Source organism: Botrimarina colliarenosi (assembly GCF_007859955.1).
Taxonomy (GTDB): domain Bacteria; phylum Planctomycetota; class Planctomycetia; order Pirellulales; family Lacipirellulaceae; genus Botrimarina; species Botrimarina colliarenosi.
In genome coordinates this window covers 1,266,835-1,280,916 of the sequence record NZ_SJPR01000001.1, presented here as the reverse complement: position 1 = coordinate 1,280,916, position 14,082 = coordinate 1,266,835, and the positions used below count along the sequence as shown (strand labels likewise).

Annotated in this window: 13 protein-coding genes and 1 tRNA gene; 8 read left to right on the top strand and 6 right to left on the bottom strand. The window is 67.6% G+C overall.

Annotated features, from left to right (window positions below):
• The first annotated feature begins 31 nt into the window (after positions 1 to 31).
• The 4 genes from Pla108_RS04985 (at position 32) to Pla108_RS04970 (ending at position 3,755) form a co-directional block, all read left to right on the top strand.
• Positions 32 to 1,099 (top strand): hypothetical protein, encoded by a 1,068-nt coding sequence (locus Pla108_RS04985; RefSeq protein WP_197526252.1) that lies wholly within the window; start codon positions 32 to 34, stop codon positions 1,097 to 1,099.
• Positions 1,100 to 1,311: 212 nt separating this feature from the next.
• Complete coding sequence (locus tag Pla108_RS04980; protein ID WP_146443595.1) at positions 1,312 to 1,950, top strand: hypothetical protein; 639 nt, start codon at positions 1,312 to 1,314, stop codon at positions 1,948 to 1,950.
• A 230-nt stretch (positions 1,951 to 2,180) separates the two neighbouring features.
• A complete protein-coding gene (gene cysK / locus Pla108_RS04975; protein WP_146443593.1) occupies positions 2,181 to 3,119 on the top strand; it encodes a cysteine synthase A in 939 nt (312 codons plus the stop codon).
• A gap of 168 nt (positions 3,120 to 3,287) precedes the next feature.
• Positions 3,288 to 3,755 carry a YhcH/YjgK/YiaL family protein gene (locus Pla108_RS04970; RefSeq protein WP_146443591.1) on the top strand — a complete coding sequence of 156 codons (468 nt, stop codon included), beginning with the start codon at positions 3,288 to 3,290 and terminating at the stop codon, positions 3,753 to 3,755.
• Positions 3,756 to 3,764: 9 nt separating this feature from the next.
• Here the strand turns inward: Pla108_RS04970 and Pla108_RS04965 are convergent, their stop codons facing one another.
• A complete protein-coding gene (locus tag Pla108_RS04965) occupies positions 3,765 to 6,152 on the bottom strand; it encodes a glycoside hydrolase family 127 protein (RefSeq protein ID WP_146443589.1) in 2,388 nt (795 codons plus the stop codon).
• Positions 6,153 to 6,317: 165 nt separating this feature from the next.
• Between Pla108_RS04965 and Pla108_RS04960 the strand changes: the two genes are divergently transcribed.
• Positions 6,318 to 7,391 carry a DUF3500 domain-containing protein gene (locus Pla108_RS04960; RefSeq protein WP_146443587.1) on the top strand — a complete coding sequence of 358 codons (1,074 nt, stop codon included), beginning with the start codon at positions 6,318 to 6,320 and terminating at the stop codon, positions 7,389 to 7,391.
• Positions 7,392 to 7,447: 56 nt separating this feature from the next.
• Here the strand turns inward: Pla108_RS04960 and der are convergent, their stop codons facing one another.
• The gene (gene der / locus Pla108_RS04955) at positions 7,448 to 8,815 is read right to left on the bottom strand and encodes a ribosome biogenesis GTPase Der (RefSeq protein ID WP_146443585.1); all 1,368 of its coding nucleotides are present in this window, start codon (positions 8,813 to 8,815) and stop codon (positions 7,448 to 7,450) included.
• Between the two features lie 184 nt (positions 8,816 to 8,999).
• Between der and Pla108_RS04950 the strand changes: the two genes are divergently transcribed.
• Positions 9,000 to 9,833: a uracil-DNA glycosylase gene (locus Pla108_RS04950; protein ID WP_197526251.1), complete on the top strand. Its 834-nt coding sequence runs from the start codon at positions 9,000 to 9,002 to the stop codon at positions 9,831 to 9,833.
• Between the two features lie 421 nt (positions 9,834 to 10,254).
• Positions 10,255 to 10,821, top strand: a complete 567-nt coding sequence (locus Pla108_RS04945; RefSeq protein WP_146443583.1) for a hypothetical protein — start codon at positions 10,255 to 10,257, stop codon at positions 10,819 to 10,821.
• 171 nt (positions 10,822 to 10,992) lie between these two features.
• On the opposite strand, the gene hemW is transcribed toward Pla108_RS04945, so the two are convergent.
• The 4 genes from hemW to nrdR all read right to left on the bottom strand — a co-directional run bounded on the left by hemW (position 10,993) and on the right by nrdR (position 13,121).
• Positions 10,993 to 12,141, bottom strand: a complete 1,149-nt coding sequence (gene hemW / locus Pla108_RS04940) for a radical SAM family heme chaperone HemW (protein ID WP_146443581.1) — start codon at positions 12,139 to 12,141, stop codon at positions 10,993 to 10,995.
• Between the two features lie 11 nt (positions 12,142 to 12,152).
• Positions 12,153 to 12,341 (bottom strand): hypothetical protein, encoded by a 189-nt coding sequence (locus tag Pla108_RS04935; protein WP_146443579.1) that lies wholly within the window; start codon positions 12,339 to 12,341, stop codon positions 12,153 to 12,155.
• Between the two features lie 136 nt (positions 12,342 to 12,477).
• Positions 12,478 to 12,550, bottom strand: a tRNA-Ala gene (locus tag Pla108_RS04930).
• Between the two features lie 94 nt (positions 12,551 to 12,644).
• On the bottom strand, positions 12,645 to 13,121 hold the full coding sequence (nrdR, locus tag Pla108_RS04925; RefSeq protein ID WP_146443577.1) for a transcriptional regulator NrdR: 477 nt from the start codon (positions 13,119 to 13,121) through the stop codon (positions 12,645 to 12,647).
• A 211-nt stretch (positions 13,122 to 13,332) separates the two neighbouring features.
• Here nrdR and Pla108_RS04920 point away from each other — a divergent pair, with 211 nt between their 5' ends.
• Positions 13,333 to 13,914, top strand: coding sequence for a PH domain-containing protein (locus Pla108_RS04920; RefSeq protein ID WP_146443575.1), 582 nt, complete (start codon positions 13,333 to 13,335; stop codon positions 13,912 to 13,914).
• Positions 13,915 to 14,082: the final 168 nt, after the last annotated feature.

Below are 14,082 nucleotides of genomic sequence, written 5' to 3'. Positions count from 1 at the left end.
CGCTTTGCTAGCACTCAACCGGAGAGCAAGGATGCTCACCCGCCACGTCGCCACTGTTGTTTTCACGCTCCTGCCGGCCCTCACGCTCGCCGGCACGCCGTTCGTCCCGGGGACGGGTGACCACGTCTACCAAGCGTTCGACGACTTCGAGGACGCCAACTGGTCGTACGTGCTCAACCTGCCCAAGAGCAGCTACGAGCAGGACGACAACCAGCGCGCCCCGGGCGGGTTCTCGAACAACAAGCTCTGGCACGAAGGCGCCAAGCGCGGCACCCCCGACGTTGTGAAACGCGTCGCGACGCCCCCCGGCGGCATCGCCGGCAGTGAGGGCGCCCTGATGTTCCAGACCAAGTACTCGGGCATCCCCGGCAAGACCACCGGCCAGCAGCAGCAGGACGACCTGCTGATGAAGGTCGACCGCAAGCTCGGCCGCTCCATCCCGGTCACGTGGCAGCCGAGCTGCACGGTGCGGGTCTACCTGCCCGAGTTCAGCGAGTGGGAGCAGCGCAGCGGCGCGAGCTTCGGCATGCGGACCGACTGCCGTGGCCGCATCCCTGAGGGGGAAGTCGCCGCCTACTGGCCCGGCATGTTCATCCTGTTCCAGAAGGGCAACGCCAAGAACGGCGGCGTCGACCACGCCCAGCTCACCGTCCGCGCCAACACCAACGGCCAGGACATGCGGAGTACGAAGATCGACGAGCCGGGCTGGTGGACCCTCGGCATGTCGTTCACGCCCGACGGCCAGATCCACTACTACGGCCACGCCGGCGTCGAGGACCTCACCGCGGACGATTACCTGACCTCGAGCTTCCCGTACAACTACCGCTGCTTGGCGTTCGACAACTTCTTCTTCAACGTCGCCAACTGGGACAACGGCCAGTCGTGGAGCACCCCGTGGGTGATCGACGACCCGAAGGTCTTCGTGATCCCCCCGGCCGGCGAGTCGATCGCCAGCCTGCCGCGTCGCAAAGGCCAGCGGGTCGAGAGCTTCCCGATCACGCACATCCACGACGCCGACAAGCCGAAGTCCAACAACCCGTTCAACTTCCTCTTCGGCGGCAGCCGCAACGCGGGGCGTTCGAGCCGCAGCCACCGCTAAGAAGTCGTTTTGACCGCGATTGGCTGGCGATCGATTCATTCTGACATCTTGCACGAGCCAGCGACTCCGCGGAGTCGCTGGCTCGTTTTCCTTTAAGTGTTTATCTAGCAAGGGATTGCGCGCTTCATCCAGGGTGTCGGCGCCTCGGTTGCTTCCACTTGTCGGTGAGCCCCAACCCGGGGTGACGTGACTCGCCAAAGGGGAAACCAATCATGCTCCGCACGACCCTCACTGCCGCCGTCGCGGCTTTGTTGACCGCTCCGGCCGCCGCCGACCACCTCGACCCGCTGCTCGGCTACACCGGCCAGGTGCGGGGCCAGATGGCCCTGGTGCGAGCTCAGGCCCACGCGACCTTCGACGACTGCTCGTCGGCCCGGCTCATTGCCGACGATGTTTACGACGAGCTCGACCGGCTCTGCCGCGAGCTGGACCGCCTCGAACTGCTGATCACGCGGCCGATCCCGAGCCGGACGCAGGTGCGGCTGATCGATCGCGCGTTGCATCGCCTCGACGAGCAGGCGGGCGACGTTGAGGATGCGGTCCGCGAAGCGCTCGCCGACCCACGCCGGCACGCCGTGCGTCATCAGCCGGCGTTCCGGCCTCACGGCGGCCCCATCGCTTATTCCCAGATCACGACCCACACTGTCGGACACCGCGGCGTGCGGTTGGTGATCGGCGGCGGGAATTTCGGGGTGACGATCGGCAGCACGAACCCGACGCCGCGGGTCGCCTTCCGTCCGACGCACGCCGGCCGCCACGGCGTCGGCGATCCTGACGGCGACGCCCTCTGCGGCATGACGGACAACCTCCGCCTGATGACCCGGCAGCTGCTCGCTCTGTACTGCCAATGATCGGCGGCGCACAAAGCGGCGAGCCGGCGACGCAAGTCGGTGGAGCGGGCCCAAGCCACTCCTTCCCAACAACCCCGCTGCGAGCCCCCGGGCCTGCGGCGGGGTTGTTCTGTGGGGGGGCGTTCGGATAAACCGACGGGGCGCCGGATCGCTCCGAGGGCTTGCGCCCCCGACTCGACTCCGCCTTGAAATCGTCCGCCTTCGTCATTCCGCTCTCCCCCTTCTCGCCCATGCCCCGCAATCGCACTTACGACAACGCCGCCATGGCGATCGGCGACACGCCGATGATCCGCATCAACCGCCTTGTGCCCGAGGGGCACGCGACGGTGTTCGCCAAGTGCGAGTTCTTCCAGCCGCTCAACAGCGTGAAGGACCGGATCGGCGCCGCGATGATCGAGGCGGGCGAACGCGACGGCCACATCAAGGCCGACACCCACATCATCGAGCCGACCAGCGGCAACACCGGCATCGCCCTGGCGTTCGTCTGTGCGGCGAAGGGCTACAAGCTCACCCTCACGATGCCCGAGAGCATGTCGGTCGAACGCCGCACGCTGCTCAAGGCGCTCGGCGCGCACCTCGTGCTCACGCCCGCGTCGGAAGGGATGAAGGGCGCGATCAACAAGGCGGGCGAAATGGCGGCCGAGCCGGGCTGCTGGATGCCACAGCAGTTCGAGAACCCCGCCAACCCGGCGATCCACGAGGCGACGACCGGCGCCGAGATCTGGGAAGACTCGGGCCACGACATCGACGCCCTCGTCGCGGGCGTCGGCACCGGCGGCACGATCACCGGCAGCAGCCGCTTTCTCAAGAAGCAGAACCCCAAGTTCTTGGCGATCGCCGTCGAGCCGACCGACTCCCCCGTCATCTCGGGCGGCGCGCCGGGGCCGCACAAGATCCAGGGCATCGGCGCCGGGTTCATCCCGAAGAACCTCGACACCTCGTTGGTGGACGAGACCATTACCGTCAGCAACGAGGAGGCGTTCCAGTGGGCCCGCCGCCTCGCCAAGGAGGAAGGGATCATGGCCGGCATCAGCAGCGGCGCCAACATGTGCGCCGCCGCGAAAGTCGCCGCCCGCCCCGAGATGAAGGGCAAGCGGATCGTCACGATCATGTGCTCGCTGGGCGAGCGTTACCTGTCGACGCCGCTGTTCGAAGGCTTGGCGGGCTGACGCTCCGCCAGCGGAGCTCGGCAAAGAGATCCCCCTCCCTTTCAGGGAGGGGCTAGGGGAGGGTCTCGGCGGTCACGACAGGAAAACGGTCCTGTACTGAACGGTTCCACCCTCCCCTAACCCCTCCCTGAAAGGGAGGGGGATGAAGAAACCAACGACCCTAGTAAAATGATCCTCACCACCCTTGATGACCTGGCGCGTTATGCCTGCCTGGGCCCGAACTTCGCGAAGGCGATCGAGTGGGCGCGCGGCGCGGACTGGGCTGCGCTCACGCCGGGCAAGCACCCGATCGACGGCGAGCGGCTGTTCCTGATCTGTGAGACAATGACTCCGCGGCCGCTTGGTCCGGAGACGGTCTGGGAAGCACACGACCGCTACGCCGATATCCAGTGCTTGCTGGAAGGCGCCGAACGGATGGGCTGGACGCCGCGGACCGACGATCTGCCGGTCCGCACCCCCTACGACGCGGCGACCGACAAGGTCTTCTACGACCCCGAGAAGATCCGTGGCGAGTGGTTTGACTTCCGCCCCGGCCAGGTGATGTTCTTCTTCCCGGAGGACGCGCACGCCCCGTGCGTCGCGCCCGAGAGCCCGGCGCCGGTGAAGCGGGCCGTGTTCAAGGTGCGTCTCGATTGACGGCTGGCTTCAGTCGCTCTCCTTGAGCTTGGCAGGATCGATCAGCCGGACATCGAAGACGCCGCCCGCCATCGACCCGGGCTTCGCGGCGAAACGCACCGCGAGCGCGCCGTCGTCGGCCGTCTCAATCATCTCCGCCGGGACCGGGTAGTCGATCTCGACAAACTCTCCCGGCTTCGGCGCGTCAAAGTCCACGTCGGCGAGTTCCTTGCCGTTCACGTTGATCGTGAACCGCCGCTGGTCGGAGCCGAAATAGGTGACCCGCAGCGTGGCGTCGCGGTTGTCTCCGGCGTTGAGCACGTACTCGAACCACCCACTGCCGTGCCGGTAGCGGCGACTGAGCCAGACGCCCGTCTCGCTCTGCTCGTCGCGGAATTGATGGCCGACTTCGGACTGCTGCTCGCCTGGCAGGACGTGGTCGATTGTTGCGCGATCCAGCGCGAGCTGGGCCCGTTCGGCCGCTTCGGCTGCGGCGAGCGCCGCGGCATAGCCCGCTTCGGTGAGCTGTCGCCAGTAGAGCATGTAGCGCGCGTCATGGACGCGGAAGAACGGCGTCAGCTCAATTCCGTCGAAGGCGTCGGGGCGGATCGCGTCGGCCAGCGTGAACGTCAATGGCTTGCCCGCGACCGGGCGGAGCTGCTGGGTCACTTCTTCGGCGGCGCCGATCAGCATCGGCGCCTCGTTGGTCGGCTCGAGCGGACCGGCCGCGACGTGCGCCATCCGCGCTTCATCAGCGATGAGGCCGTCGAGGTCCTCGGTCCCGGTCTTCGCCGCCAGAACGATTGGGCCATGCACCAGAGCGACGTAGTCGTCGAGGTACGGCAGCGGTTCGGCGACGGTGTGCATCGGCAGCTCGACATCGACACGGTCCCCCTCACGCCACTCCCGTTTCAACTCGACGTACGACGACGGCTTTGAGTCAATGATCTGCGCCTCGCCGTTGATCGTCACCTTAAAATCGCCCGCCGGGACCCAGCTCGGGTGCCGTAGCCGCAGCGAGATGGTGACCGGCTTCTCCACCGAGAACGTCAGCGAGGTGCGCTCTTCGTCCGGGAAGCGGGTCGCTTGATGCACCCCGACCCCTTTCTCCCGCCAATGCAGCTTGGAGGGGGCGTAGAGGTTCACATAAAGGCTCTCTGGGTCATGGGCGTAGAGGAACTGGCCGTAGCGGCTCTGGTTCTCCATGCCCGACGCGACGCAGCACCAGAAGCAAACTTCCGGCTGCGAGTAGACCCGGTAGTGCCGGGGCCGCGCCGGCGTGAAGTAAACATAGCCGCCATGCTCGGGGTGCTGGGCCGAGAGGGCGTGGTTGTAGACGGCCCGCTCGTAGAAGTCGGCGAACCGCGCCTCGGGGCTTACCGCGAACAGCTCTTCGCTGAGCCGCATCATGTTGTAGGTGTTGCAGGTCTCGGGCCCTTCGCGTTGCTCGATCCAACGGATCGACTGGCTCGGGGCCGGGAAGAACTCGGAGATGCTGTTGCCGCCGATCGCGATCGTGCGGTGACCGACAACGATCTCCCAGAACTTGAGCGCCGCGTCGTGCAAGCGCTGATCGCCGTTGAGCGAGGCGATCTTCTGAAAGCCGACGACCTTCGGCACCTGGGTGTTGGCGTGAATGCCGCTCAGCTGGTCCTTGCCCGCCGCGAGCGGATCGAGCAGCCACCGGTGATTGAACCGCTCAGCGAGCCGCAAGTACTTCTCGTCGCCGGTGATGACGGAGACATCGGCGAGGACCTCGTTCATGCCGCCATGCTCTGACTGCAGCATCGTTTGCATTTGGGCGTCGTCGAGGTTGGCGACCAGCGTGTCGCACCAATCGGCGAGCCGCACGAGGACGTCCTTCGCCTGCTCGACGCCGCCGACCCGGTAGGCGTCACGCAGACCAGCGAACGTTTTGTGCAGGTTATAGAGCGGCACCCAGCGATCGTTCAGCGAGAAGCCACCGGCGCGGATGTCGCCGCAGGCGACTTGTTCCCACAGCTCGCGGCTGCCGGGCGTGCCGCCGACAAAGCCGTCGCCGCTCGCCTCTTGGCAGCGGGCCAGCTCGGCGACCGCGTACGCCAGCCGCTCGCGGCACGCGTCGTCGTCGAGGGCGGCGGCCGTGTTCGCCAGGCCGCTCAGGTAATGCCCGCCCGTGTGCCCGTCGAGGCCGGTGTTCTCCCAGTTGGGGTACTTCGGCGCCTTCGGCTTGAGACCCGCCTCGAGCAGGAAGGGGGCGAGCAACCGATCGGCGTCGTGCCGCAGCAGCGTCGCGCGATTGACCTCGACGGCGTGGCGAAGCGGTCCGTCGAGGAGCTCGACCTCCGCCAGCGGGAACATCTCGACGCGTCCCGCCTCGCCGACGGCAATTTGGGGAACGACGCCAACAGCGAGCAAGCCGAGTGAGAGCCAATTCATGGCGTGATTCTGAAGGAGATGGAGTTCTAGCGATGAGGCGACGGCGTTGGCCGTGGGAGTCCCAGAATAACCCAAACGGGACCGACCTGACCGCCCCGCCGCAGCCCGTCCCGGCCGTTTATACTAGCGGCCCCATCTTGCGACCAACTTTGCGAGGAGTCACGAATGTCGTCCGCCCGCCCGCTGACCGCTGCCCTGCTCCTCCTGGCGAGTGCCGCCGGCGCTCGTGAGCCCTCTGGCGCCGCGGTGCTGGAGGCCACGGAGGAGATGCGCGCCGCAGCGGCGGCGTGGCTCACGACGCTCGACGACGACTTGCGGACGCAGGGAACGTTTGCTTTTGACGGGCCCGAACGGACGAATTGGCAGTTCGTCCCGATGGAGCGCGTGGGCGTCGCCTTCAAGGAGATGAACCTCCCGCAACGGCGGGCGGCCCGGGCGCTGATGCGTTCGGCGCTAAGTGACCGTGGCTACTTGAAAGTCACCACGATCATGTCGCTCGAGAACGTGCTGCGGACAATGGAGGCCGACCGGCCCGACGTGGCGTCACGCCGCGACCAAGAGAAGTACTGGTTCGCTGTCTTCGGCGATCCCACGGCGACCGATGGCCGGCCGTGGGGCTGGCGGGTCGAGGGACACCATGTGTCGCTGAACTTCGCCTCGACCGGCCCCGAGACGGACGACCCGCTGGCGTCGACGCCGCTGTTCCTCGGCGCCAACCCGGCCGAAGTACGCGTCGGGCCTCGGGTCGGCTTGCGGGCGCTCGGCGCCGAGGACGATCTGGGCCGGGCGGTGATGGCGTCGCTCGACGCCGAGCAACGCGCCGCCGCGACGCTCGCCCCCGAAGCGCCGGGCGACGTGGCCGGCGTTCCCGGCGCCCCGCCGAAAATCGAAGGCCCGGCCGGCCTCTCGGTCAGAGAGATGAACGCCACGCAGCAAGCCGCCGTGCGGCGCCTCGTCGAGTCGTTCGCCAACCTGCTGCGCCCCGAGGCGGCCGACGATCTCTTGTCAGAAATCGACTCGGCGGGCTTCGACCAGCTGCACTTCGCCTGGGCGGGCAGCGTCGCCACCCTCACCGATCCGGCGACGACCAAACGGCACTACTTCCGCGTCCACGGCCCGACGTTCATCCTCGAGCTCGACTTCCAAGAGCCGAACCACGTCCACTCGGTGTGGCACAGCACCACGGACGATTTTGGATTGGAAACGCTGCGGCGGCACCATGCGGCACACGCTCATTGAGAGCGGGTTAGCGGGCAACCCGCGGCTAGCGCCGTCGGCTCAAGAAACGGCGCGCACTACAGCCCTTCGACCTCGATCTCGCCGACCTCGTCGCGGTTGTCGCTCGACTCGCGCTTGCGGAGGTAGATCTTGATCGGCGTCTCGGAGTAGGGGAGCTCGTCGCGGAACCGGCCCAGCAGGTAGCGCAGGTAGGGCTTCTGGAACGCGCTGGGGTTGCTGCAGAACAGCACGATCGTCGGCGGCTGCACGCCAACCTGCGTCGCGTAGAAGACCTTCGGCCGGCGGCCCTGGTGCATGGGGGGCGGGCTCCGCTTGACGGCGTCACGCACCAGGCGGTTGAGCTCACCCGTGCCGACGCGCTCGCGCGACTGCTTGAAGAGCATCTGCGCGTGGTTCAGCAGCGCCTTGACGTTCTTGCCCGTCAGGCCCGTGATGAAAGCGATCGGCGCGTAGGGGAGGCCCGGGATCTGGTCGTTGATGTAGTTGACCCACTTCTCGGTCGGCATCGTGCCGGCGTACTTATCCCACTTGTTGACGACGATGACGCACGGCCGGTACTCGGTCGTGATGTACTCGGCCAGCTGCTTGTCGACGCGGCCGATCCGCTCGCCGGCGTCGAGGAACAGCAGCGTCACGTCCGAACGCCGGATGCTGCGCTGGGCGCGGTGGGCGCCGTAGAAGTCGATGTCGAACTTCGCTTGGGCGCGATGGCGGCGGATGCCGGGGGTGTCGATGGCGACGAAGCCCTTGCCGTCGAGCTCGAACCGCACGTCGACGCTGTCGCGTGTCGTGCCGGCGATCTCGCTGACGATCATCCGCTCGGCGCCGGCGAGCGTGTTGACGAACGTGCTCTTGCCGACGTTGCGGCGGCCGACGATGGCGACCCGCATCTCGGGCTCGCCCGGATCGACCTCGCCTTCGCCCTCGGGGGGGAGCGCCTCGGCGATGCGGTTGAGCAGCACCGCCTTGCCGCGGTTCTGCAGCGTGCTGACCTTGATCGGCGCGCCGTGGCCGAGCTTGCCGAACTCGTCGGCCGTGTTGTCGAAGGTCTCGTCGTCGGTCTTGTTAGCGATGCAGAGGACCGGCGTCTTGAGGTATCGCAGCCGCTTGGCGACCTCCTGGTCCATCGTCACGAGCCCCGTGCGGGTGTCGACGACGAAGATGATCAGGTCGGCCGAATCGATCGCCAGGGTGATCTGGGCCTCGATGTCGTCGGTGAGCTGGTCGGCGTCCATGTGACCCATGCCGCCGGTGTCGATCAGTTCGAAGAACCGATCGTCGTGCTGCATCAGGTAGAGGATGCGGTCGCGGGTGATGCCCGGCTTGTTGTCGACCACGGCCACACGCCGCCCCGCCAGCCAGTTGAGGAGGCTGCTTTTGCCGACGTTGGGTCGGCCGACAATGGCGACTTGGGGTACGCCCATGGGGTGGGGAAGCTGGTGGGAGGACGAAGCGGGACCCCTCATCGTACCTGCGCGCGGCCTCGGGGAGCAGGCGTCGGGGGCGGAAGTCGCCGCGAAAACGGCATTCGCGAGCCGGGAAGCGTCAGCTCCCGGAGGGGACTGGGCTCACGGGTCACTCCGGGAGCTGACGCTTCCCGGCTCGCCGATGCTTCGCTTCGCCGTTACGCTAGCGGGCATGGCCGAATCGTCCTCGCCGCTGTCTTCCCGGGCCCTACTGCAGCGGCTGGAAAGCCTGCAGGGGGCAGGGGTGACGCATTGGCGGCGGCGTGAGGGGCGGGTTGTGGCGCCCCCTTCGGCGGAGCAACCTCCGACGACTGGCGTCGCCGGCTCGCCGCCCGTTGCTCGGTCGACCCCACCGGAACGGCCGACGGCGGCTCCCCCCGTCCCGCGTCCGTCGTCCCCCGTCCCGGACGCGTCAGCGGCCCCATCGCTTGAGGTTCTCAGCAACCAAGTCGCCGGCTGCACCGCTTGCCACGAGCTCGCCACGACGCGGACGCAGACGGTGTTTGGCGTGGGCGACCCCAACGCGCGGCTCTGCTTCCTTGGCGAAGCCCCCGGGGCCGACGAGGACCGGCTTGGCGAGCCCTTTGTCGGCCGGGCCGGGCAGCTGCTGACCAAGATGATCGAGGCCTGCACCCTCTCACGTGGCGAGGTGTACATCCTCAACGTGCTGAAGTGCCGACCGCCGGGCAACCGCAACCCAACCCCCCACGAGGCCGGCGCCTGCCGCGGCTTCCTCGAGCGGCAGCTGGAGCTGATCGACCCGGAGTACGTCTGCTGCCTGGGGGCGGTGGCGGCCCATAACTTCCTGGGGGTCGAGACGCCGATCGGCCGGCTCCGCGGGCAGGTTCACCACCACGCCGGCCGCAAGGTGGTCTGCACCTACCACCCGGCCTACCTGCTGCGCAACCCGTCGGCCAAGAAGCCGGCGTGGGACGATCTGAAGCTGCTGATGCGCGAGATGGGCGTCGAGCTCTAATGGCGTTCGCCTTCACGAATCCCCTGAGCCGGGGGCGCGAGCCCTCGGAGAGAAGCGGGGCGCCGGCGGCAACTCCGAGGGCTCGCGCCCCCGGCTCAGGGGCCCTGACGGTAGGTAACCGACGCAAGGGAGCTGGGCGCCTGCCTCACGAATCGCGTGCGCGCCGGCCGACTTGAGTTTATTTTTACGCTAGCGGCGCCGGCGAGGGACGGCTTGTGACGGCTGGGCAAGCTGCAACGGGTGACCCTGCGTGTCGTGACGGTCGTGCGAACTAGCGACCCTTCCACCTGACGCCGAGAGGCGTCCAATTGCTTCCGGCGGCCCGGGCCCGTTGATAAAGTCAAAGACGGGCTTCGGCAGTCGTGCCGGCCGCCCGCTGCTTCGCCCAACGATCGACCCCGCCGCTGCGGTAGAACGCTCGATGCTCGCCCCCAAGCAAAAAATCGACCCGGTTGACTGCCTCCTCCGCAACGCGGAGCTGCGCGACCAACTCGACCCGCTGTTCGACGAGTCGATCGACGTGGTCGATGTCGGTCGGATGTCGACGCCGCACGAAAACGACTTCCTCGAGTCGATGCTCGCCTGGGAGCGGGCCCCGATGCTGCCGATCGGCCAGTGGTTCGACCCGCCGCTGGTGCTGCCCGAGCCGGACCGTCTCGAGGCCGACGAAATCTCGCGGCTCCTGACCCAGACGGTCGAGACGCTATTCACCAAGAACGTGGTGCTCGACTTCACCGACCACCTCAGCGACCGGCAACTCTACACGCTCGTCGCCCGCGACATCCTGCCGGCGTTCGAGAAGAAGCTCGACCGCCAAGGGACCTACCTGCACTGGGACTGCGCCAACCTGGGCGAAGACGCCGAGGCATGGCTCCGCTACTACGCGAGTCCCGAAGAACGCGACATGTGGCAAGAAGAAACCGGTGAGGACCTACCGCCGGCAAGCGAAGCGCCCTTCGTGCGAAAACTGCCGAAGGCGCCCATGTGAGAACGGCGAGCCGGCGGCGTTAAGTGTGGGGGTGTGCCGGGTACCAAGACACTCCCGTCACCAACGCTTCCGGCTCGCCGTCTTACCAGTCGTGTTCGCTGTGCGGACCGTGCGTTCTAGGCCGCCGATACGTTGGGGCGAACTCGATAAGAACGGTCCGCACAGCGGACCCTACAAGAGATCAGGCCAGATCGCGTCGCTGACCATCAGGCCGTTGCGCGTGAGGCGGACGACTTGACCGTCGTCGACTAGCAAGCCGAGCGAAACGAAGCGGGCGATCGCCTCGCCGGCCAGCTCGGCAACTTCGTGGTGGGTCTGCGCCGCGAACGCGTCGTAGCGGACCCCCTCCAAACGCCGCAGGCCGAAGACGAGGCGCTCGCGCGCCCGTTCCTCAGGCGACAGCTCTTCGCGTTCGGCGACCGGGGGCTCTCCGTTCTCTAAGCGACGGATCCAGGTCGTCGTGCTGCGGTGGTTGGTCTCGCGGACGCCGCCGACATAGCGGGCCGCCCCGGGGCCGGCGGCGTACCACTCGCGGCCGGTCCAGTACGATTCGTTATGGCGGCTGCGGCGCCCGGGGCGGGCGAAGTTCGACACCTCGTAGTGCTCAAGCCCCGCCTCGGCGAGCCGATCGATCGCCAGCTCGTACATCCCGCGTTGCAGGTCGTCGCCGAGTTCCGAGAGGTCGCCCCGCAATCGCCGCGACCAAAACGACGTCCCCTTCTCGTAGGTCAGACCGTACGTTGAGACGTGCGACGGCCGCAGCGTCAGGGCTTCGTCGAGGTCGGCCCGCCACGCTTCGAGCGTCTCGCCCGGCGCGGCGAAGATCAGGTCGATCGCCGGGGCGATGCCGGCGTCGTGCGCGGCGTCGACCACCTGTCGGACGTCGGCCGGCGTGTGGTCCCGCTCCAGCTGGCGCAGCTTGGCCGGGTTGAGCGACTGCACGCCGAGGCTCAGCCGCGTGACGCCGTGGCGGGCCAACAGCCGGACCGTTTCGACGGTGAGGTCGCCGGGGTTCGCCTCGACCGTAAACTCGGGCGCGACGCCCGCCTGCGGCGGGAACCAGCGGCGAGCGAGCGTCAGCAACTCGTCGAGCCGCGGCGTGGGGAGCCGTGTCGGCGTGCCGCCGCCGAGGTAGAGCGTCTCGATCGGCCGGGGCGTGGTGAGCTGCGCCAGCTCGGTCGCTAGGGCGCGGAGGTAAGCCGGCACGAGGTCGTCGCGGCCCGCGACAACGGCGAAGTTGCAGTAGCCGCACCGGTGCCGGCAGAACGGCACGTGCAGGTAAGCCGAGGTCGGCAAGACGGTCGGCGGAATGGCGGTCAAAGCAGCGGCGCCTACTTGGCGGCCTTCTTCGCGGCCTGGGCGATTCCCTTGGCCACGACGTCGGACGCCTCGGCCGCCGACAGGCTGTTGAGCAGCGTGAACGCCTCGGACAACACCCGGCGGGTTTCGGCCGCGTTGATCGACGTCTTGCCGGTGTCGGCGCGGCGAGAAACTTCGCTATAGAAGTCGGTGAGTTTCACGATCGGTGCGCCTCGGGAAGGGGTCGCCGGAGGAAGGGGGCGACGCGGCGGCAGTGGGTTTTCTAGCGGCTCCGCTTACGGCGTGCGCGGCTCGCATTGAGCCGCGCACGCCGTAAGCGGAGCCGCCAAGAACCAGTGGAGCGGAAGGGAGTCGAACCCTCGACCTCTGCATTGCGAACGCAGCGCTCTCCCAACTGAGCTACCGCCCCATGTCGCGAACCGCAAATCCTAAAAAGTGCGGGCGGCTTTGTCTACGGGCACGGGGTCGACGGCCACGGGGGTCAACGAAGCCAGGGACGCTGCCTACAGACGGGGCGGCTTCCGTTTGCCGTTCTCCAGGAAGGGCCGGAGTTCCTCGACAAAGTCCTGGGCGCTCTTGAACTGCCGGTAAACGCTGGCGAATCGGACGAACGCCACCTGGTCGAGCTCCCGCAGGTGCTCCATCACCAGCTGGCCGAGCTCGGGCGACTCGATCTCGGTCTCGTACGACTGGTAGACGTCGTTCTCGATCGCCGCGACCGTGGTCTCGATCTGGCGGGTCGAGATAGGCCGTTTCCAGCAGGCCCGTTCGAGGCCGCGGAGGATCTTGTCGCGGTCGAAGGGGGCCCGCGAGCCGTCCCGCTTGATCACCTTGATCGGGGTCTCTTCGGCCCGCTCGTAGGTGGTGTACCGCCGGCCACAGGCGACGCACTCCCGGCGTCGACGGATCGCCAACCCGTCCTGGCTGGCCCGGGAGTCGATCACCTTGTCATTGTCTTTACGACAGTACGGGCACCTCATGGCGTGAAGATAGCCGACGGCGGGTCGCTGGTCAGCGGATTGCTGACAAGATTTCTCGCCAAGATCAGCCCGCCGGGGGCGAAGTTCCAGGCGGCCGCTCAAGAAGCCCCGGCGGAAACGGTATACTCGGCGGCTAACCGAAAACCATCGCCGCGAAAAAGATCGCTGCTCAGCGACTCCGCCGCCCCTCGACTTCAACGCTAGCAAGCCTATGCCGGACGACGCCGCCGACTTCCCGCCCGCCGAGGGTGGCGACCCCCGCGACCGCTTCAAGCAGGCGGTCGCTAACAAGCAAGCCAACGGCGTCGACGCCGAGGACCACCTCTGGTCGGGCAGCTACTCGCACCTCGCCATGCTGGGGACCTGGATCGGCGGCGCGGTCGCCACGGTCGCCGCCGTCGTCGTCGCCGGCCTGGCCAACACGTCCGCCAATGGCTGGTTCGCGGTGCTGCTTGGGATCGGTCTGATGTGGCTCGCCCTAGCGGCGTGGTACGGCTACCGCCGGCTGAGCGTCCATTACAAACTCAGCACGCAGCGTTTTGTCCACGAGTCGGGGCTGCTCTGGCGGACGGTCGATCGGGTCGAGCTCATCGACGTCGACGACATCACCTATCGCCAAGGCCCCGTCGAGCGGATGCTGGGCGTTGGGACGATCGTCATCAGTTCGAGCGACCGCACGAGCCCCGAGTTGCACCTGCCGGGGATCGAGAACGTCGCCACTGTCGCCGACGCGATCGACGACGCCCGCCGCACCGAACGCCGCACGCGCGGGCTGCACATCGAATCGGTCTAACGGCGGCGGCGTTGGCCCGGACGGGTAGGGCAGGTCGGGTGGTGCGGGTCGCTCGCCCTCTGACGGTCGGGCCGGCGGCGGCTGGAGCGGGCGGTTTGCAAGCGTTGCCCTTTTTGTCGGCCACAAGCATGCTGGGGCTTCCCGCCCCGCCCTGTGCGAGCCGCCCGC